The following is a 21,824-nucleotide window of genomic DNA, read 5'->3' as shown; positions in this document are numbered from 1 at the left end:
CGTCCGCCGTCGACACCCGAAGCCGAAGCGAACCGGTCATCTGCCGTCCACGAGTGCGTCACCGGCGTTCCCTACGCTGAGCCCGCCGTCCGTCGACCCGGACGGCGGAGGAGACCGCGTGAGGCAGGTGCAGGAGCGGACCGGCGCGTCTCCCCTCCTCGGTGCGGTTCCGCGCACACAACCCGACATCCAGCTGCTCCGCGCGATCGCCGTCCTGTCCGTCGTGGTCTTCCACCTGTCGTCGAGCCTCCTGCCCGGTGGGTACGTCGGCGTCGACGTGTTCTTCGTCGTCAGCGGCTATCTGATCACGAGCCACCTCGCACGCCAGGCCACCGAGACGGGCCGCATCGACCTCCCGGCGTTCTGGGCCCGCCGCATCCGGCGACTCCTGCCGGCCGCGCTGCTCGTCCTCGCCGTCACCGCGATCCTCGTCTGGCGGTTCGCTCCGCCGAGCGCCTGGACGCAGTTCTTCACCGAGACCGTGGCGGCCGGGACCTCCTGGGAGAACTGGTTCCTGGCCGGGAGCTCCGTCGACTACCTCGCGCAGGGAAGCGCCGCGTCGCCGGTCCAGCACTTCTGGTCGCTGTCCGTCGAAGAGCAGTTCTACCTCGCCTGGCCACTCGTCGTCGTGCTGTGCGTGTGGCTCACCCGGCGGCGAGCGTCGGACCTCCGCCGCACCCTCGGTGTGGCGCTCGGGATCATCGGTGCCGCCTCACTCCTGTGCTCGATCCTGTACACGGCGGCGGATCCGGCGCCGGCGTACTTCGCCACACCGACACGTGCCTGGGAATTCGCGGCCGGAGGGCTGCTCGCGCTCCTCGGGCCGGTCGTGGTCGTGCACCGCACCCGCTGGCGGACGGCCTCCGGCGTCCTCGGCGTCGTCCTCCTGGCGGTCGCGCTGATCGCATTCACCGAGCGGACGGCCTTCCCCGGCATCGCCGCCGCCCTCCCGGTCCTCGGGACGCTCCTCGTGATCGTCGGTGGGTCGTCGACCCACCGGTGGTCCGTGACGACCATTGCGCGCACACGTGCGTCGCTCCTGCTCGGCGATCTCTCCTATTCGCTGTATCTGTGGCACTGGCCGCTCATCGTGGTCGCGCCGTGGGTGCTCGGCGTGCCCGTCGCGCTCGGCGATCCGCTCGGTTGGGCGATCGCTGCCGCACTCCTGGTCGTCGCCGTGGTCCTCGCCGCGCTGACGAAACGGTTCGTCGAGGACCCCGTCCGACGAGCCCCCGTCCTCGCGCACGCGCGCTCCACACGGACCGTCCTGCTGGCTGGCGCGGCGACCGCACTCGTGCTCTGCATCCCGACGGCGGGGTTGCTGACCGTCGCCGCCGAGGAACGCACCCTCGCGAGCACCGTGGACACCTATGTCACGGACGGCGAGCCGTGTTTCGGGGCCGACGCGGCCGTCTCGGGCTGCACCAATCCGGCATTGGCGGACGAACTGCTGCCGCCGCTCTCGGTGCGGACCGAGGACACGGGTGACACCTTCCGGTGTTCCGCAGCCGCCGATGCGCCGGACTTCCCCGGCTGCACCTTCGGTTCCGAGCGCCCGGACGCCACACGGGTCGCGCTCACCGGGAACTCCCACGCCACGATGCTCATCCCCGGTCTCGTCGATCAGCTCGAGGCACGGAACTGGCGGCTCGACGTGTACGTCGGCAAAGGCTGCGAGTGGCGGGAGCCGGGACCGGACGACTCGGCGGCCTGTGTCGCCCGGCGGACCCTCATGCAGCGGGCGTTCACGGGTGGGCGGCCGTACGACATCATCCTGGTGACCTCCAAGAGTCCGGACGAGACCTCGGTGGCCGAACAGGCCGCGATCCGGGGCGCAACGCTCGCAGCTTGGGGACCGGTGCTCGAGCAGGGGACGTCGATCGTCGTGCTGCGGGACAATCCCCGTGTACCGACCGAAGCGGCGGCGTGCGTCGACCGCACGAGCGCGGCCGAGCTCATCGCGGGGGCGTGCGCCTTCCCCGTGGCCGAGGCGTACCCGACGTTCGACCTGAACACCGCCACGGCGGCGATGACCGACGGTGCCGTGCCGGTCGTGGACCTCGGCGAGCTGTACTGCGCCGCCGGGACCTGTCCGCTCGCCGTCGGGAACGTGCTCGTCTATCGCGATCTGCACCACATCACGGCCACCTGGTCGCGGACCCTGGGCCCGTTCCTCGTCGACCGGATCCGAGCCGCCACCTCCCGAGGGTGACCAGCCCCTGACCTGGTGGAGTGCCAACGCGGTGCGCTGACGCGAGGGTGTCGAACCCGGCGTCGGCGCGGTGCGCTGATGCGAGCGCGGGGGAACCGGCACGACCGCGGGGCACACGCGTGGGTGCGCCCCTCTGGAGACCCGCGCTCACGTCCCCGACCCGCGGTGACGTCAGCGCACCGCGCTGGCGACCACCCAAGACAGCCGGGGGGTCAGGCGGAGGTGGGCTCGTACTGCCGGCGATCGCCGACGACGCCCGCGAAACGGAACGGCGCTCCGGTCTCGCGCGGACGGTCGGAGTCGTGGACGTCGGCCGACGCCGCGTCCTCGAGGAGCTGCAGGTAGCGGGCGTCGTCGACGACCGTCCGCGCATCCAGCTGCGCACGGTTCGCGTCGCTCCGCAGCGCCGAGCGGTAGCCCGGTCGCACGATGCCGCTGAAGCACTCCGCGACCGCACCCGATCCGTAGCTGAGGAACGCGATGCGCCGACCGGTGAGGTCGTCGTCACCGTCGAGCAGCGCGAGCAGCGCGAGGTACACGGAGGCCGTGTAGCTGTTCCCGATCCGGCGGTTGTACCCGGTCGTCGGCTCGATCTGTGCGTCCAACTCCTCCTGGGTGCGCCCTGCGCCGAGCGACTTGGCCAGGTGCCGGTGCGCCTTGATCGCCATCTTCGTGAACGGCTGGTGGTAGCAGAAGTGGTCGACCTCGGAGAAGTCCGCTCCGCCGCGTGACCGGTAGTCCGCCCAGGCACCCTCGATCGCGTCCTGGTAGGCGGAGATCGACAGCTTGCCGTCGACGATCGCCGTCGCACTATGGTTCGGGCGCCAGAAGTCCATGACGTCCTGCGTGTAGACGCCGGTCGCGGTCTCGAGCTCGAGGATGGCCGGATCTGCGGCCACGAGCATGGCGACGGCCCCGGCGCCCTGCGTCGGCTCGGCATTGGAGTGCAGTTCGTACCGCGCGATGTCGCTCGCGATCACCAGTACCGTCTCCTCGGGGTTCCGCGCCACGAGCGCCGCCGCGAACTGCAGCGCCGCCGTGGCCGAGTAGCAGGCCTGCTTGAGCTCGACCACGCGGACCGCCTGCGGCAGGCCGAGGAGCCGGTGCACGTAGACGCCCGCGGATTTCGACTGGTCGATCCCGGACTCGGTGGCGAACAGGACGGTCCGGAGCCGGTCGCTGCCGTGCCGTTCGATGATCGGCGCTGCGGCGGCGGCGGCCATCGTCACGATGTCCTCGTCGGCGGCCGGGACGCTCATCTCGCTCTGGCCGAGACCGACGTAATACTTGGCGGGCTCGACGCCGAAGCGCCCCGCGAGCTCGGCGAGGTCGATGCGGTTCGCACCGGTCGCGAAGGCGATGTCGTCGATGCCGACGGCGGGGCTGGTGGTCTGGTTGGTGTTCACGTGCGGGGTGCTCCGTTCGAGCGTCGACGATGCACCGGTCCCCCGGTGCGGTGGGAGGGTCAGGCGGGCGCGCCGGCCGCGGTCTGCGCGCTGCGTTCGAGCTTCAGGTGGGCGGCCATGAGTTCACCGGGGTTGGTCTGCGCGGCGAGGAGTGACAGTTCGCCACACCAGACGGCGGCAGCGCACAGGACGGCGAGTCGCCGGGCGTTGGCGCCGGGTTCACGGTCCTCGCGGCATCCGAGGCGGGTGAGGTTCTCCTCGACGAAGCCGAGCCCCTTGCCGTTGCCGACCGTGCCGACGATGAGGTTCGGCAGGGTGCAGGAGAAGTAGAGGTCGCCGTCGTGGACCTCGGCGTGCGTGACGCCCTGCGAGCCCTCGACGATGTTCGCCGCGTCCTGGCCGGTCGCCAGGTAGAACGCGAGCAGCATGTTGGCGTAGTGGGCGTTCGCGCTGCGCAGACCGCCGGCGAGGATCGTCCCGACGAGGTTCTTGCGCACGTTCAGCTGCACGATCTGCTCGGGCGTCGTGTGCAGGAACCGCTCGACGATCGCCCGCGGGATCGTCATCTCCGTGACGACGTTCTTGCCACGGCCCAGGATGCCGTTGACCGCGGTCGCCTTCTTGTCGGAGCAGAAGTTGCCGGAGATCGAACCGTACCGGAGCATCGGCCAACGCTCGATGATGTACGGCATGAGACGGTCCGCCGCGAGCGTGACCATGTTGTGCCCGGACGCGTCACCCGTGCGGAACTCGAGGCGCAGGAAGAGCAGGTTGCCGGCGATCTGCGAGTTGATCTCGATGAGTTCTGCGAAGTGGCTCGACCGGGCGACGACGGCCTGCAGCTCGGGCAGGCTGCGCTCGATCTCGCGGAGCGCCTGCAGGGCGTCGCCGGCGGAGTCGACCTCGAACAGGACGGAGCGGCTCATCCGCTCGTCGACGAGCGTCGCGCGGATGCCGCCGGGGACCATGGAGGAGATGCGGGCGCCCCGTCGGACCGACGGCCAGAGCGGGCTCTCGTAGGTGGCGAGCGGGACCTCCTGCTCGCCCTCCATGACGTTGCCGCTCAGGTGGAGCGGACCGATCCACTTGAGTGGGACCGGTGCGACGCCGTCGGGTTCGTTGCTCATGCGTGGTGTTCCGTTCCGCCCCGGAGGACGTCGTGCTGCTCGGCGAAGGCACGAGCGTAGGTGGATCTGATGGATTCGACCGCGTCGTCGTCGGTACGGCTGATCTCCGACGGCCCCCACGGGCTGTGGGCGGCGTCGATGAGTCCGGTCGGCGGGTGCACCGTGAGCGGGAGCCGCTCGATGCCGTGCGCCGACCAGTCGTCTTCGAGGGCGGCGGTGGAGACGGACTGGCCGATGAACGCGATCCCGCAGTCGCCACCACCGGCACCGGACGACTTGGCCGCCCCGCCGAGGCGTTCGGCGGCGTCGCAGAGTTGCGCGAGCGCGGCGGTCTCGATGTCGACACCGGCGTCGCGGCCGAGACCGGCGAGCGTCGCGCGCGCGGAGCGGACGGCGCCGAGCACGAGGGCCGGGTCCTCGTCGTTCAAGCCGATCGTGAGGGCGTCGACGGCGGCGCGACTGGCCGCGAGGAACGAGGTGTAGTGGGCGGTCTCCGCCCACTTGCGGGACTGCAGCTCGTCGACGAGACGTGTGGTCGAGGCGGGCTCGCCGGTCCAGCCGACGAGGAGCCGGAGGGAGGTCGGTGGCGACAGACGCTCGAGCCCCAGCTCGGCCCAGGGGTCGCGGAGGGCTGCGAGCACCCCTTCGCGGTGGCGCACCTCCCGCAGCCGCGCCCGGTCGGGCGAGGTGTAGCGGAGCCAGCCGCCGAACATGCTCGCCGCGAGGTCGCCCCCGGAGGCTGCCGGCGCGACGTCGATGGTGGCGAGGATCGCGAGCTTGAGCATCTGCGTCCGGGTCAGGTCGAGCTGGTAGAACTCGTCGAGGGCGCGGATGGTGGCGGTCGTCACGGCGGCACTCGAGCCGAGGCCGAACTTCCTGCCGCTCGCGTCGTCGAGCTCACTGGTGATGGACAGTGCGGAGAACCGCTGCGCCACGCCGAGCTCGGCGACGAGGGTCTCCATCGTGCTCACGGCGGAGAGGACGTGGTCGAGCGGGCGTTCCTCGTGCTCGACGACGACCCCGTTGCGGTTGCGACGCCAGATGATGGGCGCTCGGCCGTACTGGTCGGAGAAGATGCGGCCCTCGTGCTCGCTCGCCTCGAGTCGGACGGTGACGCACCGGTCGACCGCGACGAGGATGGAGGGGTGCCCTGGTTCGACGACGGCGTACTCGCCGGCCACGAAGAGCTTGCCGGGCGCATTGATCTCGATCATCGCGCTCCTTCCGTTGTCTGCTCGCCCGCCGATCCGCCGGGCTCCGAGGTGATGAGCCTCGCGCCCCGTCCGGCTCTGGCGGGGATGACGCCGATGTCGGGCTGCGCCTCGAGGATCCGAGTCGCGAGCTCGTCGACCGCGTCGGCTCGACACAGGATCTTCACGTTCGGGCCGGCGTCCATCGTCGCATAGCATTCGAGGCCGTTGCCTCTGAGGTTTGCGACGAGGTCGAGCAGTTCCACGCTCGCCGGTCCCCAGTACCGGACCGGCGGCTCGGCGCCGAGCATCGTGGCGTGCATCCGCATCGCGTTCCGCTCGGCGATCGTGCCCACGGCGGTGAAGTCGGCGCGGGCGATCGCGGCGAGCATCTCCTCGAGTTCGACGGGGGTGCGTTCCACCCAGGCGGGGTAGTACGGCGAGGTGTCGACCGTGCGCCGCATGCCGTCGCGGCTGGAGACCGACTTGGCCCGGGCGTCGAGGACGGTGAGGACCATGCCGAGCTCGAGTCCGGGCGCGGGCACCGCCTCGGCGAAGGAGCTCTCGTCATCGTGGCCGGCGTGCCAGACGGCGATCCCGTCGAAGATCGAGCGGGAGGCCGACCCCGAGCCACGGCGGGCCAGGCGGGAGAGGGCACGGCGATCGAGGTCGAGTCCGAACGCGGTCGATGCGGCGAGCGCCAGCGCGGCGAAGCCCGAGGCCGAGGAGGCGAGGCCGGCCCCCGTCGGGATCTCGTTGTGGGAGTCGACGGTGACGCGCTCGTCTCGGTCGGCGAGCGCGCGCACGAGGTCGATGAAGCGTGTGACACGGGAGCGGGCGGTGCCCTCGAGGGGGCGTCCGCCGAGGAGCACGACGTCGTCGGCTGCGTCCGTCAGTCGCACCGTCGTCGTCGTGGGCGCTGCGTCGAGGGTCAGTGAGAGGCTTCCAGTCCACGGGAGGATGAGCGCCTCGTCCCGCTTGCCCCAGTACTTGACGAGGGCGATGTTGGGGTTGGCCAGCGCGGTCGCGGCGCCGTCGGCCGACGCGGTCTCGGCGTGCTGCTGTGGGGTCGGGGTCACGCGTAGTCCTCCGCGTCGATCGTCCAGGTGCCGAGTGCTCCGGCCTCGAGGAGGGCTTGCGAGATGCGTCGGGCTGACGCGGGGTCCGCGGCGAGGGTGATGATGCATCCACCCTGCCCGCCGCCCGTGAGCTTCGCGCCGAGGGCGCCGTTCGCCGCGGCGACCGCGATGAGCGCCGTGATGGCGGGGTGACCGGCGCCGAGTTCGTCGAGGACCACCTGCGCCGCGTTCATGCGGGTCCCGAGGTCATCGCGGCGGTCCGCGGCGAGGTCGGCGACGCCCTCCACGGTCCCGCGTTCGAGCTCGGCCAGCAGCGCCCGGCCGCGCTCGGGGTGCAGCTCGACGAAGGTGCGGACGTCGGCGACCGCCTTCCGGGTCGATCCGCGCGCACCGGTGTCGGCCACGACGAAGCTGCCGCCGAAGCGGATCGGCGGATGCTCGACGCGGCCGGCGGTGAAGAGGATGGGCGTCGAGGCGCTCGTCGCCCGGGCGTCGAGACCGCTGGGCGTCCCGTGGGCGACGCGTTCGCCACGCTGCACGAGCTCGAACCGGTCGGCGTCGTCGAGCGCCACACCGTGGAGGTCGGCGACGGCGTCGACGATCGCGTTGGCCGCTGCGGCACTCGAGCCGAGGCCTCTGCCGATCGGCAGCGTCCCGCGGACGACGACCTCGACGCCGGCCGGTGCCGCACCGACGTGCGCGAGGGTCTCGAGGACGGTGGTCCCGAGCGGATCGGAGGCGTCGAGCGGGCCGAGCGAGATCTCGGTGTCGAGGACCGAGGCCCCGTCGATGCGCCGGGCGGTCGCCTCGACCCGGAGCGACGGGATGGGCAGGGCGACGGCTGGAGAACCGTAGACGACGGCGTGCTCGCCCAGCAGGATCGCTTTGGCGTGCGCGAAGCCGCGACCGGTCGCAGCCGTGTGCTCTGTCGTCATCTCACCATTCTGGTCCGAAAAACATGCAGCTGGCTGCACATCGGTCGTCCGGTCGCGATCCGATCCACCACGGGCCGGCCCGTGAGCCGCCCCGCAGCGCATCCGGGCGCTGCGCGATGGGCCGTCGACGGGAGCCGCCGGAGCGCTCACGGCGTGTCCCATACGTACCGGAAACACCCAGCCTACGCCGATCGGCCGGGTTCGGCTCGTTACGGTTGAGTGGGCCGGACGGCCCGGTTAGGATCGGAACACCTCCATTCATGCAGACGACGGCCGCCGCACCCAGCGCCCGCGTCGACACGGACCCACCCTCCAGCGACGTAGATCCGGTCCCGTCATCTCACCGTCTCCGGGCCGTCCAGCGCCCGCATTCCGAGGGGTACCCCGTCGTGATCTCGTCTTCCGTTCCACCGCGCCCGCGCACCGCAGCACCATCGCCCCTGCCCGACCTCGTCGATCGCCAGACCGACAAGAGCGACTGCGGCGTCGGCTTCATCACCCGTAAGGACGGCGTGCAGAGCCACGACGTCATCGCCCTCGGCGACACCGCCCTGTGCGCCATCCCCCACCGCGGCGGCATGTCCTCCGAGGGTGTCGGCGACGGAGCGGGCGTGCAGATCGACCTCTCGGTCGACTTCTTCAGCTCCCTCGTCGGCAAGCCGCTCGTCGCCGGGCGGTTCGGCGTCGCGAACGTCTTCCTCCCGGTCGACCACGGTCGGATCGGCGACGCCGAGGCGCTCATCGAACGCTCGCTCGCCGAGGCCGGCTTCACCGTGCTGCTCACGCGTGCCGTGCCGACGGTCGACGCCGTCCTGCGCCCGAAGGCCGTGCAGTACCAGCTGCCGATCCGGCAGTGGATCTTCGAGCCGTCGGACGACGCCTCCACGGAGGACCTCGACCGGCGCGCGCACGCGGCCCTGCTCGCGATCGAGGCCACCGCCTACACGGACCTCACCCTCGACGGCCTGTACCCGCTGTCGCTCAGCACGCGCACGCAGGTCCTGAAGGGACGCCTCAACTCCGGCGAGGTCATCCCCTACTTCGCCGACCTGGCCGACCCCCTGCACCGGGTGAGGACCCTCGCCTTCCACACCAGGTTCTCGACGAACACCGCTCCCCACCCGTCGATGGCGCAGCCCTTCCGCCTCATGGCGCACAACGGCGAGCTCAACACCGACCGCAAGAACCGTCTGTCCGAGACGGCGCTGGCGGCATCGCGGGGCCGGAAGATCATCCGGGCCAGGGGTCAGTCGGACAGCTCGCGCCTCGACCAGACGCTGCACAGCCGCGTCGTCGAGGACGGCCTCGAACTGCTCGAGGCGGTCGTATCGGTCATGCCCCCGGCCTGGGAGAACGATCGCACGCTGAGCCGCGAGGTTCGGGCGATGCTCGAGTACTTCTCGCTCGTCGAGGAGAAGAACGACGGCCCGGCCGCCCTCATCTTCAACGACGGCACGACCGTGGGCGCCCGGCTCGACCGCCTCGGCCTGCGCCCACTGCGCAGCGTCGAGACGGCGGACTACCTCTGCGTCACCTCCGAGGCGGGGCAGCTGCCGTTCCCGGACGACGAGGTGGTCCACCGCGGTCGCATCGAGGCCGGTGGCATGCTCGCCTACGACCACCGCACGGGCACGCGCCTCCGAACGGGCGAGGCGCTCGAGCTCCTCGCGGCACGCAAGGACTACCCGGCGATGCTCGCCGCATCGGCCACCGACCTCGACGCGCTCGAGGACCGGGGCGTCCCGGTGTCGGCACCGACGGCCTCGGCGGACGACGCGTTCGCCTACCGCGGTGGGCTGAGTCAGGTGCAGCGCTACGTCGCCTACTCCCTCAACCAGGAGAGCTTCCGGTTCATGACGGACCCGATGCTCGCCTCGGGCAAGGAGCGGATCTCGGCGATGGGCTACGGCAACGCCATCAACGCCCTGTCCGACCAGGAGGGCGGCCTGGCGAAGTACTTCTCCCAGCGCTTCGCCCAGGTGACCAACCCGCCGCTCGACAGCATCCGTGAGGCTGACGGCATGACCCTGCGGGTCGCGCTCGGTCCGAAGCCCGGTAGCGGCACGGTCGGCACGAAGCAGCTCGTCCTCCGATCCCCCATCGTCAGCGAAGACGAACTGCGGCGCCTCAGCGCTCAGCACGAGTCGCCGGTCGCGTGGTTCGACATCCTCTACCGGCCCGAGGTGGACGCGCAGGCGAACGCCGACGCGCTCGAGGCCGCCGTCGAGCGCGTGGCCGCGGAGGTCGCCGGGTTCGCCGCAGAGAACGGCGGCATCGCGATCCTCAGCGACCGCGGCGTCCACGCGGAGGGTGCTGCCCTGCCGCTCATCCTCGTCGTGGCGGCCGTCAACCAGCGACTCATCGACGACGGCCTCCGGCTCCGCGTGTCGCTCGTGGTCGACAGCGGCCAGCTGCCGTCCTCGCACCACGTCGCCTCCGCCCTCGGCTTCGGTGCATCGGCGGTGCACCCGCTCGCGGTCCGTCTCCGCGCCGAACAGCAGCACCCCGACGACGTGGAAGCCGCGTTCCGACGGTTCGCGTACGCCGCCGAGAAGTCGCTCCTGAAGACCATGGGTCGGGTCGGCCTGTGCACCGTCGAGAGCTACATCGGCGGCGAGTTCTTCGAGCCGAACTACCTCGACACGAGCGACCCCGTGCTCGCGCGCGCCTTCCCGCACCTCCGCGCCCCCGTCGGCGGCGTCGGGTTCGCCGGGATCGCCCGGACGGCGAGCGCCTGGCACCAGCGCGCCCTGACGACGTCGAGCGACGCGGACGTCCCGCTCCTCGGCCTGTTCAAGGAACGCGCCGAGGGCGCCGGCCACTCCTACGGGACGACCGCGGTCCGCGGCTTCGTCGACCTCACCGAGGAGCCCGTGCAGCTGCCGCGAGCGGGCACGACCGCCGTCGACCGCGACGGCGGCATGCTCGGCGACGACCCGCTGCGCCTCCACACCATCGGGAACCTCGAGGACGCGTTCGGGATCGACGACGACGCCTACCAGCACACCTCCTTCGACGCCCTCGACGACGACGAGATCGACGCCTTCACCATCACGCCCGGCTACCGCTCCTTCGTCCAGTCGATGACCACCGAGCGGCGCCGTCGCCCGGCCGCCCTCCGCGACGTGCTCGTGCTGCCGGAGGACATCACCCGGCTGACCACCCCGGAGGAGTTCGCGCGCGAGCTCGATCGGCTCGGCCCCGTCGGCAACTCCTCGATCGTCGTCCGCGGCCTGCGCGCGACGCGGACCGAACAGGGGCGGCACCGGCTGCAGCTCACGGGACCGCTCGCGGGCGACCTCACGCGGGTCTCGGCGCTCGGCGAGTACTACGTCCACCGCTTCGGTGGCGAGGTGACGGGGCACTGGATCTCCGGTGGCGACCTCATCGTCGAGGCGACGGGGTCCGCCGACGACTACTTCTCGATGCTCGTCGAGGGTGCCGAGAGCATCTCGACCGACCTCGTCCAGCCGGCGAGCGAAATCACCCGATCCCTCGCATCCGGGGCGATGAGCCACGGCGCGCTCGTGGCGACCGCCCACGAGGCGGTGGCCCACGGCACCAACATGGTCGGTGGGATGTCGAACAGTGGCGAGGGCGGCGAACACCTGTCCCGCTACGGGACCATCCGCGGCTCACGCATCAAGCAGTTCGCCTCCGGGCGCTTCGGCGTCTGGGCCGGCTACCTCGCCGACCCGATGCTCCAGGAGCTCGAGATCAAGATCGGCCAGGGCGCCAAGCCCGGCGAGGGCGGTCAGCTCCCGGCTCCCAAGGTGACGGTGGACATCGCCGCCGCCCGGGGTGGCACGCCCGGCATCGAGCTCGTCTCGCCGCCACCGCACCACGACACCTACTCGATCGAGGACCTCGCGCAGCTCATCCACGACTGCAAGGCGGCACGGGTCCGCGTCGTCGTCAAGCTCGTCTCCTCCGAGGGCATCGGCACGATCGCCGTCGGCGTCGCCAAGGCCGGTGCCGACGTCATCAACGTGGCCGGCAACACCGGAGGGACCGGCGCAGCCGCCGTGACGAGCCTCAAGTACGCCGGACGCAGCGCCGAGATCGGCATCGCCGAGGTCCACCAGGCCCTCAGCGCGAACGGTCTGCGGTCGAAGGTCACCCTGCGCTGCTCCGGCGCGCACCAGACCGGTCGCGACGTCGTCATCTCCGCCCTGCTCGGCGGCGACAGCTTCGAGTTCGGGACCACCGCGCTCATGATGCTCAAGTGCGTCATGGCGAAGAACTGCAACGTGAAGTGTCCGGCCGGTCTCACGACCAACCCGGAGACCTTCGACGGCGACCCACGCGCGCTCGCGCAGTACCTCCTGAACATCGCGCACGACGTCCGCGAGCGGCTCGCCATCCTCGGCCTCCGCTCGCTCCGCGAAGCCCGCGGTCGCACCGACCTCCTCCACCTCGTCGACCACCCGGCCGCCGTCGCGGACCTCGACCTGCGGGCCATGCTCGCGGTCGTCCCCGAGGTCGTCGTCACCGACCCCGTCTACCTGGAGAAGGACTTCACGCTCGACGACGCCCTCATCGAGCGGGTACGGGCAGGACTCTTCGACGACGGCCGGACGACGCTCGACCTCGGAGCCGAGGACGCCGACGGCGGGATCCGCCTCGGCAACCGCTGGCGTTCCGTGGGCGGGCAGCTCGCGATCGACCTCGAGCGCATCCTCAACCACGAGCTCGACGACGCCCAGGCGGCGGCGATCCCGTCCGTCGTCACCGACGACCGCGGCCACCGTTCGCTCGCCGCCGACACCGTGACCATCCGTACCGAACACTCCGCGGGGCAGTCGTACGCGGCGTTCTGCGTCGACGGCCTGCACTGGCGGCACACCGGCACCTGCAACGACGGCGTCGGGAAGAGCGCCTCCGGTGGCACCATCGCGATCCTCTCCCCCGGCGGCGGCAGCTCGGAGGACGGCGGCAACGTCCTCATCGGCAACTTCGCGCTCTTCGGGGCGACCGGCGGACGCACCTTCGTCCAGGGCGAGGCCGGCGACCGCTTCGCCGTCCGCAACTCGGGCGCAACCGCGGTCGTCGAAGGCGTCGGCGACTACGCCTGCGAGTACATGACCAACGGCGCCGTGCTGAACCTCGGCGGCTTCGGTATCGGCTTCGGCAACGGGATGAGCGGTGGCTTCGTCTACCAGTACGACCCGCGGGGCGAACTGCCGAGCAAGGTCAGCGCGGACTCGCTCCTCCTCGGATCGATCACCGAGGGCGAGCAGGCCGCGTTCCACGAGGCCGCCGTGCTCCTGCTGCTGGAATGGCACGTCGAGGCGACCGGTTCGCCGCTCGCCTCCCGGTTGCTCGCCGAGTGGGACACGGCGAGGCACCAGTTCGTGTTCGGCATGCCGCGCGCACTGCTCCTCTACCAGGACAGCGACGCGATCCTCGCGGCCAAGAGCCGGAAGGAACTCCTCGACGAGCTCGGCGCGGCCCTCGCGGCGCAGCAGCTCCGCACCTTCAAGCTCGACTACCGCGACCGCCGGCCGGTCCGCGGCGGTCGTGCCCCCGGACTCGGCGAACCGGCGGCGGACCCGCAGGACGTCTACGCACTCCTCACGAGCTACACGGTGCTGAAGCTCGCCCAGGAGGTCGCGCTGTCCCGCACCCCCGGCGTCGACGACCCGTCGCACCCGCTCGTGCAGGCGAGCGTGCGCACGCTCATCCTCACCGAGGACTTCTTCGTCATGCAGCGGGTGCAGCGGGCGGCTCGAGAGCTGCTCGAACGGTACGACGACGGGGCGCTCGCCGCCATGATCGCGGCGAAGCGACTCCACGACTACACGGAGGCCCTGCGGCTGCGGAACGTGCGGTCGATCGACCACCCGGGCACCACGGGGTGGATCATGCACCAGCACGCCAAGAACCGTGCCCGATCCGCAGTGACCGGTGGCACCGAAGCACTCCTTGCATCGGCCGCTCTGGCCGAACTGACGCTGGCGGGTGGCCGATGAACGCGCCCGGCCCGGAGGGGATCATGACCGAGACACGGACACCGACGGCGATCGGATCGAGCCCGGTGCTCTTCGAGGCGCTCGCCGCGCTCGGCAGCAGCGCCGACGACCCGTTCATCCCGGCGGACGCACCGTTCAGCCCCGAGCAGCGTGTCTGGCTCGCCGGTTTCCTGGCCGGTGTCCGCTCCAGCGCGATCGACGCCACCGACGCAGGTGGCCGCACGCCGCAGCTCGCCCTGCACGTGCTCGTCGGGACGCAGACGGGCACCGCGGAGGCCATCGCGGAGGATCTCGGCCGAGCCGCCTCCGGCTACGGTGTGGCGGTGACGACGATCGGGCTCGACGACGTCGAGGTCGACCGGCTCCCGACGATGGGACACGTCGTCGTCATCACCTCCACGTACGGCGAAGGTGAGATGCCCGACAACGCCGAACTGTTCTGGGAGACGCTTCAGGCGAGCACCGCACCACGCCTCGACGGCCTGAAGTTCTCCGTGCTCGCGCTCGGCGACTCCGGATACGACGGGTTCTGCCAGGCGGGCAAGCTCATCGACACGCGTCTGGAGCAGCTCGGCGCGGAACGCATCCTCGCCCGCGTGGACTGCGACGTCGACTACGAGGAGCCCGCCGCGGCGTGGACCACGCAGGCGCTGTCGCTGTTCGGCGCCCTCGCCCCGACGGACGCCGATGCGGCACCCGCTCCCGCGCCGGCGGCCAAACCGGCGAAGAAGCCCGGCCGCACGCGTTCACCGTGGACCCGCAAGACGCCGTACGGCGCGACCCTCGCCGTCAACCGCGTCCTGTCCGGGCCCGCCTCGTCGAAGGAGATCCGGCACTACGAGTTCGACCTTGGCGACAGCGGCATCGAATACGCGGCCGGCGACGCCCTCGGCGTCATGCCGAGCAACGACCCGGCGCTCGTCGACGCCATCATCGCCGAACTGGACGCGACCGCGGACGAGTCGGTCGACGGCTCGACCCTGGCGGACCGGCTCACCCACGGGTTCGAGATCCGCACCCCGTCGAAGGACCTCGTGGCCGAGCTCGCCGACCGCGCGCCGGACTCGGAGCTGGCGGGGATCCTCGCGCTCGCCCAGGCGGAGACGCTCGACTCCTGGTTGCGCGACCGCGACATCCTCGACCTCCTGCGCTCCACCGCGGTCCGGTTCGACGCCGCCTCGCTCCTCGACGTGCTGCGTCCGCTCCAGCACCGCGCGTACTCGATCTCGTCCAGTCCGCTGGCGGCCGACGGGCGCGTGCACCTCACCGTCGCGAGCGTCCGGTACGCGGTCGGCGACCGTCTGCACGGCGGCGTCGCGTCGACGCATCTCGCCGACCGGGTCGCGGAGGGTGCCACGAGCGGGATCTTCGTCTCCGCGAACGCGGGCTTCCGGGTGCCGTCGGACGACGATGCACCGCTCATCATGGTCGGCCCGGGAACCGGGATCGCGCCGTTCCGCTCGTTCCTCCAGGAGCGCCGCGAGCGCGGGGCGACGGGTCGGAACTGGCTGTTCTTCGGCGACCAGCACCGCGCGCACGACTTCATCTACGAGGACGAACTCGGCGAGCTGCTCACCGGAGGGGTGCTGGACCGTCTGGACCTCGCGTTCTCCCGCGACCAGCGCGAGAAGGTGTACGTCCAGACCCGGATGCGCGAGAACGGCAAGGAGCTCTACGCCTGGCTCGAAGAGGGCGGCCACTTCGCCGTCTGCGGTGACGCCTCACGGATGGCGAAGGACGTCGACCAGGCGTTGCACGAGCTCATCGCCGAACACGGCGGGCGTTCGACGGAGGCCGCGGCCGAGTACGTGCACACGCTGAAGCGCGAGAAGCGCTATATCCGCGACGTGTACTGAGGCGCTCCGGGGTCGAGGGCGAGGCCCTTCGACAGGCTCAGGGACCGGTCATCGGTCCCTGAGCCCAGCCCTCGGTCCCTGAGGCCCTCACCCGGCCCCTGAGCTTGTCGAAGGGCGGTCAGGCGTTCTCGGCTCCAAGCAATGCCGCGGCGGCGCGTGCCTCGTACACGACGTCGTCGAGATCGTCGCCCGCGACGTTGACGTGGCCGACCTTGCGCCCGGGGCGGGGGTCCTTGCCGTAGTTGTGCACCTTCGCCAGCGGGTGCGCACCGAGGACCTGCGGGTAACGGTCGTCGAGCGTCCCTTCCGCGGGCCCGCCGAGAACGTTCACCATGACGGTCCAATCGCGGTGGCAGCCCGTCCAGCCGAGGGGCAGGTCGAGGACGGCGCGCAGGTGCTGCTCGAACTGGCTCGTGACGCTGCCGTCCTGCGTCCAGTGCCCGCTGTTGTGCGGACGCATGGCGAGTTCGTTGATGAGCAGGCGGTCGTCGTCGGTCTCGAAGAGTTCGACGGCCAGGACGCCCGTCACCCCGAGCGCGGTCGCGACGGTCACGGCGATCTCCTCCGCGGTGTCGGCGAGCCGACCGGCCGAGCCGGGCGCCGGAGCGATGACCTCGCTGCACACCCCGCCGAGTTGGACGGTCTCGACGACGCGCCACGGCACCACCTCGCCGGACGGGCGCCGGGCGACGAGCTGGGCGAGCTCGCGCCGGAACGACACCAGCTCCTCGACGAGCAGTGCTCCGCCGTTGGCGTCCTCGGAGAGCGCTGTGAACCAGTCGTCGACCTCGTTCGGTCCGTGGACGACGCGGACGCCCTTGCCGTCGTAGCCACCACGTGGCGTCTTCACGACGCCCTTCCCGCCGTGCTCGGCGAGGAAGGCGGCGAGCTCCTCCTGATCGTGCACGCGCGCCCAGTCGGGCACCGGCAGTCCGAGCTCCGTGAGGCGTTCGCGCATGAGCAGCTTGTCCTGGGCGACGGCGAGCGCGTCCGGTCCCGGGTGTACCTGCACACCGGCATCGACGAGCGCCCGCAGGACGTGCTGTGGCACGTGCTCGTGGTCGAAGGTGATGACGTCGACCGTCTCGGCGAAGGCGAGCACCGTGTCGGCGTCGCGGTAGTCGCCCACCTCGACGGTGGCGAGCCGGGCAGACATGCCCTCCTGCTCGGCGAGCACCCGGATGTCGAGTCCGAGGTTCACGGCCGCGGGCACCATCATCCTGGCCAGCTGACCACCGCCGATCACTCCGACGCGAATGCTCATGGGTTCACTCCAGCTCTCCGGCGACCGGCCGGCGGGTCTCGTTTCGGCAGGCGGGACGGGCGGATCCTGAGGCGGATCGGCGGGTGCCCCGACTCGAACATCGTACCGGCCGGGCGCGCCCCGCACCGGTCAGCGTCGGACCGGTGGCTGCTGCATCGGAGGCGGTGCTGCCGGGTACGGCGCGGCGATGCTCTGGTTCTCCGCGACGAGCTCGTGCAGGGCGTTCTGGACGAGGACCGCACCGGGGACGTCCCGTAGGACGACCGGCACCTCGCCACCGCTCGTCACCCGGACGTTGCCGCTCCCGAAGGCGCTCTGCACCCAGCTCTTGTGCACCGTGATGCCGTAGCCGCGGGCGTGGTAGAGCTCCTGGCGCGTCCGCACGAAGAACCCGCGACGGACGATCAGTCGCCGGGTCGTGATCACGTAGCGGACCGACAGCCAGGCGATGAACGGCAGGACGCAGGCGACCAGCACGATCACCCCGCCGCCGATGAGGACGGCCCAGTTCTGCCACTCGAGGTCGAACGAGCCGAAGAAGTACGCACCGGCGCCGCTCACCGCGATGAGCAGGAGGGCGGGGAGCAGGAGCCGCCGGGCATGCGGACGCAGGCGTGCGACCACACGTTCGGTCGCCGCCGCGGGAGGAGCCGGCCTGCCCGGCCCCGTCATACCGGGATCAGCCATACTCCCATTCTTAGCAGTCGCGGCAACCCGCCGCCTGCTCCCACCCCGCCCGTCGGCGATCCCGAGCATCCGTACATCGGCCGCCCGGCTAGCATGAAGGCGTGAAACCGGCCGACAGCACCGCACCGACGGCGCAGCACCCCGGCGTCGTCGGGTCGTTCCTCGAGGGGATCGGCATCCTCTTCGGCGGGTTCCGCCTCTGGGGTACCTCGCCAAAGCGCATGCTGCTCGGCATGGTCCCCGCCGCGATCGTGGGCGTCGTGTTCATCGCGCTGCTCGTCCTCCTCGGCGTCAACGCCGCCACGATCGTCGACTGGGCGACACCGTTCGCCGACACCTGGGACGAGCCGTACCGCTCGTCCATCCGGGTGGCCGCAGCGGTGGCATTGGTGGCCGTCGCCGTCGTGGTGATGCTGTACGCCTACGCCGCAGCGACGCTCCTCGTCGGCGACCCCTTCTACGAGCGGATCTGGGCCGACGTCGAACGCACCCTCGGCGACGCTCCTCCGGAGTCGGGTGAGTCCGCCTGGCGCGGACTCCTCACCGGTGTCACCCGGGCACTCGGCCTGCTCATGCTCACCATCCCGACGGCGGCCGTCCTCTTCCTCCTCGGCTTCGTCCCGGTGATCGGCCAGACGGTGGTCCCGGTGCTCGGGCTCGCCATGAGCGGTTGGTTCCTCGCCCTCGAGCTGACGGGCTACGCGTTCGACGCGAGGGGATTGTCGTTGCGCGACCGCCGCCGGACCCTCGCGAGGAGACGCGCCCGCACCCTGGGCTTCGGGATGACGGTCGCGGTCCTCTTCCTCGTGCCGGTCCTGTCCGTGCTGGTCATGCCGGCAGCCGTCTCCGGCGCGACGGTACTCGCACGCCGGTCCCTCACCGAACAGGCGGGAACGCTCAGCGCACGTGCGTGACGTCGCCGGCCGCCACCGCGACCGGCGCACCACCGTCGGTCGGTCGGACGACGAGCCGCCCGTCGGCGTCGATCCGCTCGGCCGTCCCGGTCAGGACGTCGCCGCCGGGGAGTTCCACCCGCACCGAGCTGTCCAACGTCACGCATCGCTCGGTGACCGCAGCTCGGAGCCCGCTGGCCTCGGCGTCACCGGACGCCGCCAGGTAGGCGTCGTACAGCGTGCCGAACGCGCGCAGGTAGCCGACGAGGACGGTGTCCGGGTCAGGATCGACGAGACCGGCGAGCGCGAGCGAGGTGGACCGGTCGGTCGGCAGTTCCTCGGCACGCTGACGGAGGTTGACACCGGTCCCGAGGATCACCGCGTCCCCACTCGGCAGCAGCTCGGCGAGGATGCCGGACACCTTCCGACCGCCGATGAGCACGTCGTTCGGCCACTTCACGTCGGCGGGCACCCCGAGCTCCCGGAGCGACTCCGCGAGCGCCGCACCCGCGAGGAGCGGGAGCCAGCCGTAGGCCTGCAGCGGGAGCGGATCACCCGAGGGAGTGACCGGCCGGAGCAGGACCGAGACGGCGAGTGACGTGCCAGGTGGCACTGTCCACACGCGACCGAGGCGGCCTCGTCCCCCGCGCTGGTCGTCGGTGACGACGACCGAGCGGTCCGGCCATGCGTCGCCGCCGTCCTCGCGCACGCGTCGAGCGAGTTCGTCGTTGGTGGAGCCGGCGTGGGCGAGGATCTCGAGGCGTGGGACGAGGGCGGCGGCGAGGGGCAGATCCATGGCACAACCCTACTGAGGCCGGTCGTCGGTGCCCGCGTCGCCCACCGGCGTGCTTGGACGATGCCGACAACGGATCGGCGCGCCGCTTGTACCCGATCGTCAACGGGTCGGCCGGGGGACCACCGGGTAAGGTGAAAGCGTGACCGACGAAACCACCTCCGGCCCTGACCTGTACACGACGGCCGGGAAGCTCGCCGACCTCAAGAACCGCTATCACGAGGCCGTGACGGCGAGCGGCGAAGCCGCCATCGAGAAGCAGCACAGGAAGGGCAAGCTCACCGCACGGGAGCGCATCGAGCAGCTGCTCGATCACGGCAGCTTCGTCGAACTCGACGAGTTCGTGCGGCACCGCACGACCGCCTTCGGCATGGACCGCTCACGGCCGTACGGCGATGCCGTCGTCACCGGCACCGGCACCATCCACGGCCGCCAGGTCGCCGTGTACTCGCAGGACTTCACCATCTTCGGCGGTTCGCTCGGTGAGGTCGCCGGCGACAAGATCATCAAGATCATGGACCTCGCGTTGAAGACGGGCGTCCCGATCATCGGCATGCTCGACTCCGGCGGCGCGCGCATCCAGGAGGGCGTCGTCGCGCTCGGCAAGTACGGCGAGATCTTCCGACGCAACACGCAGGCTTCCGGGGTCATCCCGCAGATCTCCATCATCATGGGTCCGGCGGCCGGCGGCGCCGTCTACTCCCCCGCACTCACCGATTTCGTCATCATGGTCGACAAGACCAGCCAGATGTTCGTCACGGGCCCCGACGTCATCAAGACCGTCACGGGCGAGGACGTCGGCATGGAGGAGCTCGGCGGCGGGTACACGCACAACACCCGCTCGGGCGTCGCCCACTACCTCGCGAGCGACGAGCCGGACGCGCTCGACTACGCCCGGACCCTCGTCGGCTTCCTGCCCGACAACAACCTGTCCGAGGCCACGGTCTTCGACGTCGAGGTGGAGCTGGAGACGACGGACGAGGACCGCCGACTCAACACCCTCATCCCCGACTCGCCGAATCAGCCCTACGACGTGAAGACCGTCATCGAGCACGTCGTCGACGACGCCGACTTCCTCGAGGTCCAGCCGCTCTTCGCGCCGAACATCGTCATCGGTTTCGCGCGCGTCGAGGGACGGTCGGTCGGTGTCATCGCCAACCAGCCCTCCCAGATGGCCGGGACGCTCAACATCGAAGCGGGCGAGAAGGCGAGTCGGTTCGTCCGGTTCTGCGACGCGTTCAGCATCCCGATCCTCACCCTGGTCGACGTCCCCGGCTACCTGCCCGGCACCGACCAGGAGTGGACCGGCGTCATCCGCCGCGGCGCGAAGCTCCTCTACGCCTACGCCGAGGCCACGGTGCCCCTGGTGACCGTCATCCTGCGTAAGGCCTACGGCGGCGCCTACATCGTCATGGGCTCGAAGCAGCTCGGAGCCGACATCAACCTCGCCTGGCCCACGGCCGAGATCGCGGTCATGGGCGGCCAGGGCGCCGTCAACATCCTGTACCGCGGCGAGATCAAGCGGGCCGAGGAGGCCGGCGAGGACGTCGCCGCCGTGCGCACGCGCCTCGCGAACGAGTACACCTACAACGTGGCGAGCCCGTTCCTCGCCGCCGAGCGCGGCGAGCTGGACGGCGTCATCGAGCCGGCTGCGACGCGGGTCTCGGTCATCAAGGCGCTCCGCGCACTCCGGACGAAGCGTGCGAGCCTGCCCGCCAAGAAGCACGGGAACATCCCGCTGTGAGCACCGGCACCGAGCCGAGCACGACCGAGCCGTCGTCGATCGATCTGCGGATCGTGCGCGGTGCGCCCACAGACGAGGAGCTGGCTGCGCTGACCGCGGTGCTGAGCGTCGCGATCGCCGAACAGGCGCTGCGCGACGCCGACACCGCCCCGGCGCCCCGTGTCCCGTCGACGTGGGAGCGGACGAGGCGGAACCTCCGTACGGGGATCACCGCGGGCCCCGGACACTGGCGCGCGTTCACGGGCTGAGCCGCCTGGGCGGACGACCCACCGGTTGCCCCTCGTGGCGCGCGGTGCTGTCCCCCGTTCGTGTCCTCCATAGTGCCGACTGTCGGGGGTACCCCTGATGGGGGATGATCATTCTCGACAGTTGAGTCTCATCGAGACCACTTCACCAGCTCCTGCTCCATCTAGGGTAAGCGGGCAGGAGTTCGGGGGCGGGTCAGAGCGGTATTCGGGTTACCGCTCTGACCCACGAACGTCACGGAGGGCCAGCATCGGGTGCTGGCCCTCCTTTCGTTCGTTCAGGACCAGGCGCGTCGACAGGCTCAGTGACCGGGCGAGGTGCGCTCGGATGCGTTCCCGTCCGTGCGCTTGCCGAGGGGCACAGAGAGAACCCTCGCTCCGCTGACCTCTCCCGCCCCCTGCGCGACTTCCCCCGGGCCCC

At 71.0% G+C, this 21,824-nt stretch carries 14 protein-coding genes; 6 read left to right on the top strand and 8 right to left on the bottom strand.

The window, feature by feature from the left end; translation table 11 throughout:
* Nucleotides 1-118 precede the first annotated feature (118 nt).
* Nucleotides 119-2,212: an acyltransferase family protein gene (locus tag A4X17_RS08190; RefSeq protein ID WP_064295179.1), complete on the top strand. Its 2,094-nt coding sequence runs from the start codon at nt 119-121 to the stop codon at nt 2,210-2,212.
* Between the two features lie 212 nt (nt 2,213-2,424).
* On the opposite strand, the gene A4X17_RS08185 is transcribed toward A4X17_RS08190, so the two are convergent.
* The 5 genes from A4X17_RS08185 to mvk are packed head-to-tail and all read right to left on the bottom strand — an operon-like array spanning nt 2,425 to nt 7,949.
* A complete protein-coding gene (locus tag A4X17_RS08185) occupies nt 2,425-3,618 on the bottom strand; it encodes a hydroxymethylglutaryl-CoA synthase (protein WP_064295178.1) in 1,194 nt (397 codons plus the stop codon).
* 59 nt (nt 3,619-3,677) lie between these two features.
* Complete coding sequence (locus tag A4X17_RS08180; RefSeq protein WP_064295177.1) at nt 3,678-4,745, bottom strand: hydroxymethylglutaryl-CoA reductase; 1,068 nt, start codon at nt 4,743-4,745, stop codon at nt 3,678-3,680.
* Nucleotides 4,742-5,959: a phosphomevalonate kinase gene (locus tag A4X17_RS08175; RefSeq protein WP_064295176.1), complete on the bottom strand. Its 1,218-nt coding sequence runs from the start codon at nt 5,957-5,959 to the stop codon at nt 4,742-4,744. Before A4X17_RS08175 ends, A4X17_RS08180 begins: the two co-directional genes overlap by 4 nt.
* Nucleotides 5,956-7,014: a diphosphomevalonate decarboxylase gene (gene mvaD / locus A4X17_RS08170; protein WP_064295175.1), complete on the bottom strand. Its 1,059-nt coding sequence runs from the start codon at nt 7,012-7,014 to the stop codon at nt 5,956-5,958. The genes A4X17_RS08175 and mvaD overlap by 4 nt, the downstream gene beginning before the upstream one ends.
* Nucleotides 7,011-7,949 (bottom strand): mevalonate kinase, encoded by a 939-nt coding sequence (gene mvk / locus A4X17_RS08165; protein WP_064295174.1) that lies wholly within the window; start codon nt 7,947-7,949, stop codon nt 7,011-7,013. Before mvk ends, mvaD begins: the two co-directional genes overlap by 4 nt.
* Nucleotides 7,950-8,338: 389 nt before the next feature.
* Between mvk and A4X17_RS08160 the strand changes: the two genes are divergently transcribed.
* Together A4X17_RS08160 and A4X17_RS08155 are read left to right on the top strand one after the other, a co-directional pair.
* Nucleotides 8,339-13,921 carry a glutamate synthase-related protein gene (locus tag A4X17_RS08160; protein WP_231884332.1) on the top strand — a complete coding sequence of 1,861 codons (5,583 nt, stop codon included), beginning with the start codon at nt 8,339-8,341 and terminating at the stop codon, nt 13,919-13,921.
* A 23-nt stretch (nt 13,922-13,944) separates the two neighbouring features.
* Nucleotides 13,945-15,777, top strand: coding sequence for a sulfite reductase subunit alpha (locus A4X17_RS08155; protein ID WP_082916047.1), 1,833 nt, complete (start codon nt 13,945-13,947; stop codon nt 15,775-15,777).
* 118 nt (nt 15,778-15,895) lie between these two features.
* Here A4X17_RS08155 and A4X17_RS08150 read toward each other — a convergent pair whose 3' ends face one another.
* Together A4X17_RS08150 and A4X17_RS08145 are read right to left on the bottom strand one after the other, a co-directional pair.
* Nucleotides 15,896-17,041, bottom strand: a complete 1,146-nt coding sequence (locus A4X17_RS08150) for a 5-(carboxyamino)imidazole ribonucleotide synthase (RefSeq protein ID WP_064295173.1) — start codon at nt 17,039-17,041, stop codon at nt 15,896-15,898.
* A 129-nt stretch (nt 17,042-17,170) separates the two neighbouring features.
* Nucleotides 17,171-17,728, bottom strand: coding sequence for a PH domain-containing protein (locus A4X17_RS08145; RefSeq protein ID WP_231884331.1), 558 nt, complete (start codon nt 17,726-17,728; stop codon nt 17,171-17,173).
* Nucleotides 17,729-17,829: 101 nt separating this feature from the next.
* Here A4X17_RS08145 and A4X17_RS08140 point away from each other — a divergent pair, with 101 nt between their 5' ends.
* A complete protein-coding gene (locus A4X17_RS08140) occupies nt 17,830-18,642 on the top strand; it encodes an EI24 domain-containing protein (RefSeq protein WP_064295171.1) in 813 nt (270 codons plus the stop codon).
* Here A4X17_RS08140 and A4X17_RS08135 read toward each other — a convergent pair.
* A complete protein-coding gene (locus A4X17_RS08135; protein ID WP_064295170.1) occupies nt 18,626-19,417 on the bottom strand; it encodes a biotin--[acetyl-CoA-carboxylase] ligase in 792 nt (263 codons plus the stop codon). The genes A4X17_RS08140 and A4X17_RS08135 overlap by 17 nt on opposite strands.
* Before the next feature lie 139 nt (nt 19,418-19,556).
* Between A4X17_RS08135 and A4X17_RS08130 the strand changes: the two genes are divergently transcribed.
* Both A4X17_RS08130 and A4X17_RS08125 read left to right on the top strand, forming a co-directional pair.
* Nucleotides 19,557-21,158, top strand: coding sequence for an acyl-CoA carboxylase subunit beta (locus A4X17_RS08130; RefSeq protein ID WP_064295169.1), 1,602 nt, complete (start codon nt 19,557-19,559; stop codon nt 21,156-21,158).
* Nucleotides 21,155-21,406 (top strand): acyl-CoA carboxylase subunit epsilon, encoded by a 252-nt coding sequence (locus A4X17_RS08125; protein WP_083397471.1) that lies wholly within the window; start codon nt 21,155-21,157, stop codon nt 21,404-21,406. The genes A4X17_RS08130 and A4X17_RS08125 overlap by 4 nt, the downstream gene beginning before the upstream one ends.
* Nucleotides 21,407-21,824: the final 418 nt, after the last annotated feature.

This window comes from Plantibacter sp. H53, assembly GCF_001650455.1.
In the GTDB taxonomy this organism is placed as follows: Bacteria; Actinomycetota; Actinomycetes; order Actinomycetales; family Microbacteriaceae; genus Plantibacter; species Plantibacter flavus_A.
Note: the sequence above shows the minus strand (reverse complement) of the source record. Positions and strands in the feature narration are given on the sequence as shown.

Bases quoted from the DNA above. Each gene is read 5' to 3' on its own strand.
- A4X17_RS08135 (WP_064295170.1), bottom strand. From the start codon at position 19,417: ATGGATCTGCCCCTCGCCGCCGCCCTCGTCCCACGCCTCGAGATCCTC.
- A4X17_RS08150 (WP_064295173.1), bottom strand. From the start codon at position 17,041: ATGAGCATTCGCGTCGGAGTGATCGGCGGTGGTCAGCTGGCCAGGATG.
- A4X17_RS08145 (WP_231884331.1), bottom strand. From the start codon at position 17,728: ATGGCTGATCCCGGTATGACGGGGCCGGGCAGGCCGGCTCCTCCCGCG.
- A4X17_RS08175 (WP_064295176.1), bottom strand. From the start codon at position 5,959: ATGATCGAGATCAATGCGCCCGGCAAGCTCTTCGTGGCCGGCGAGTAC.
- A4X17_RS08155 (WP_082916047.1), top strand. From the start codon at position 13,945: ATGACCGAGACACGGACACCGACGGCGATCGGATCGAGCCCGGTGCTC.
- A4X17_RS08180 (WP_064295177.1), bottom strand. From the start codon at position 4,745: ATGAGCAACGAACCCGACGGCGTCGCACCGGTCCCACTCAAGTGGATC.
- mvk (WP_064295174.1), bottom strand. From the start codon at position 7,949: ATGACGACAGAGCACACGGCTGCGACCGGTCGCGGCTTCGCGCACGCC.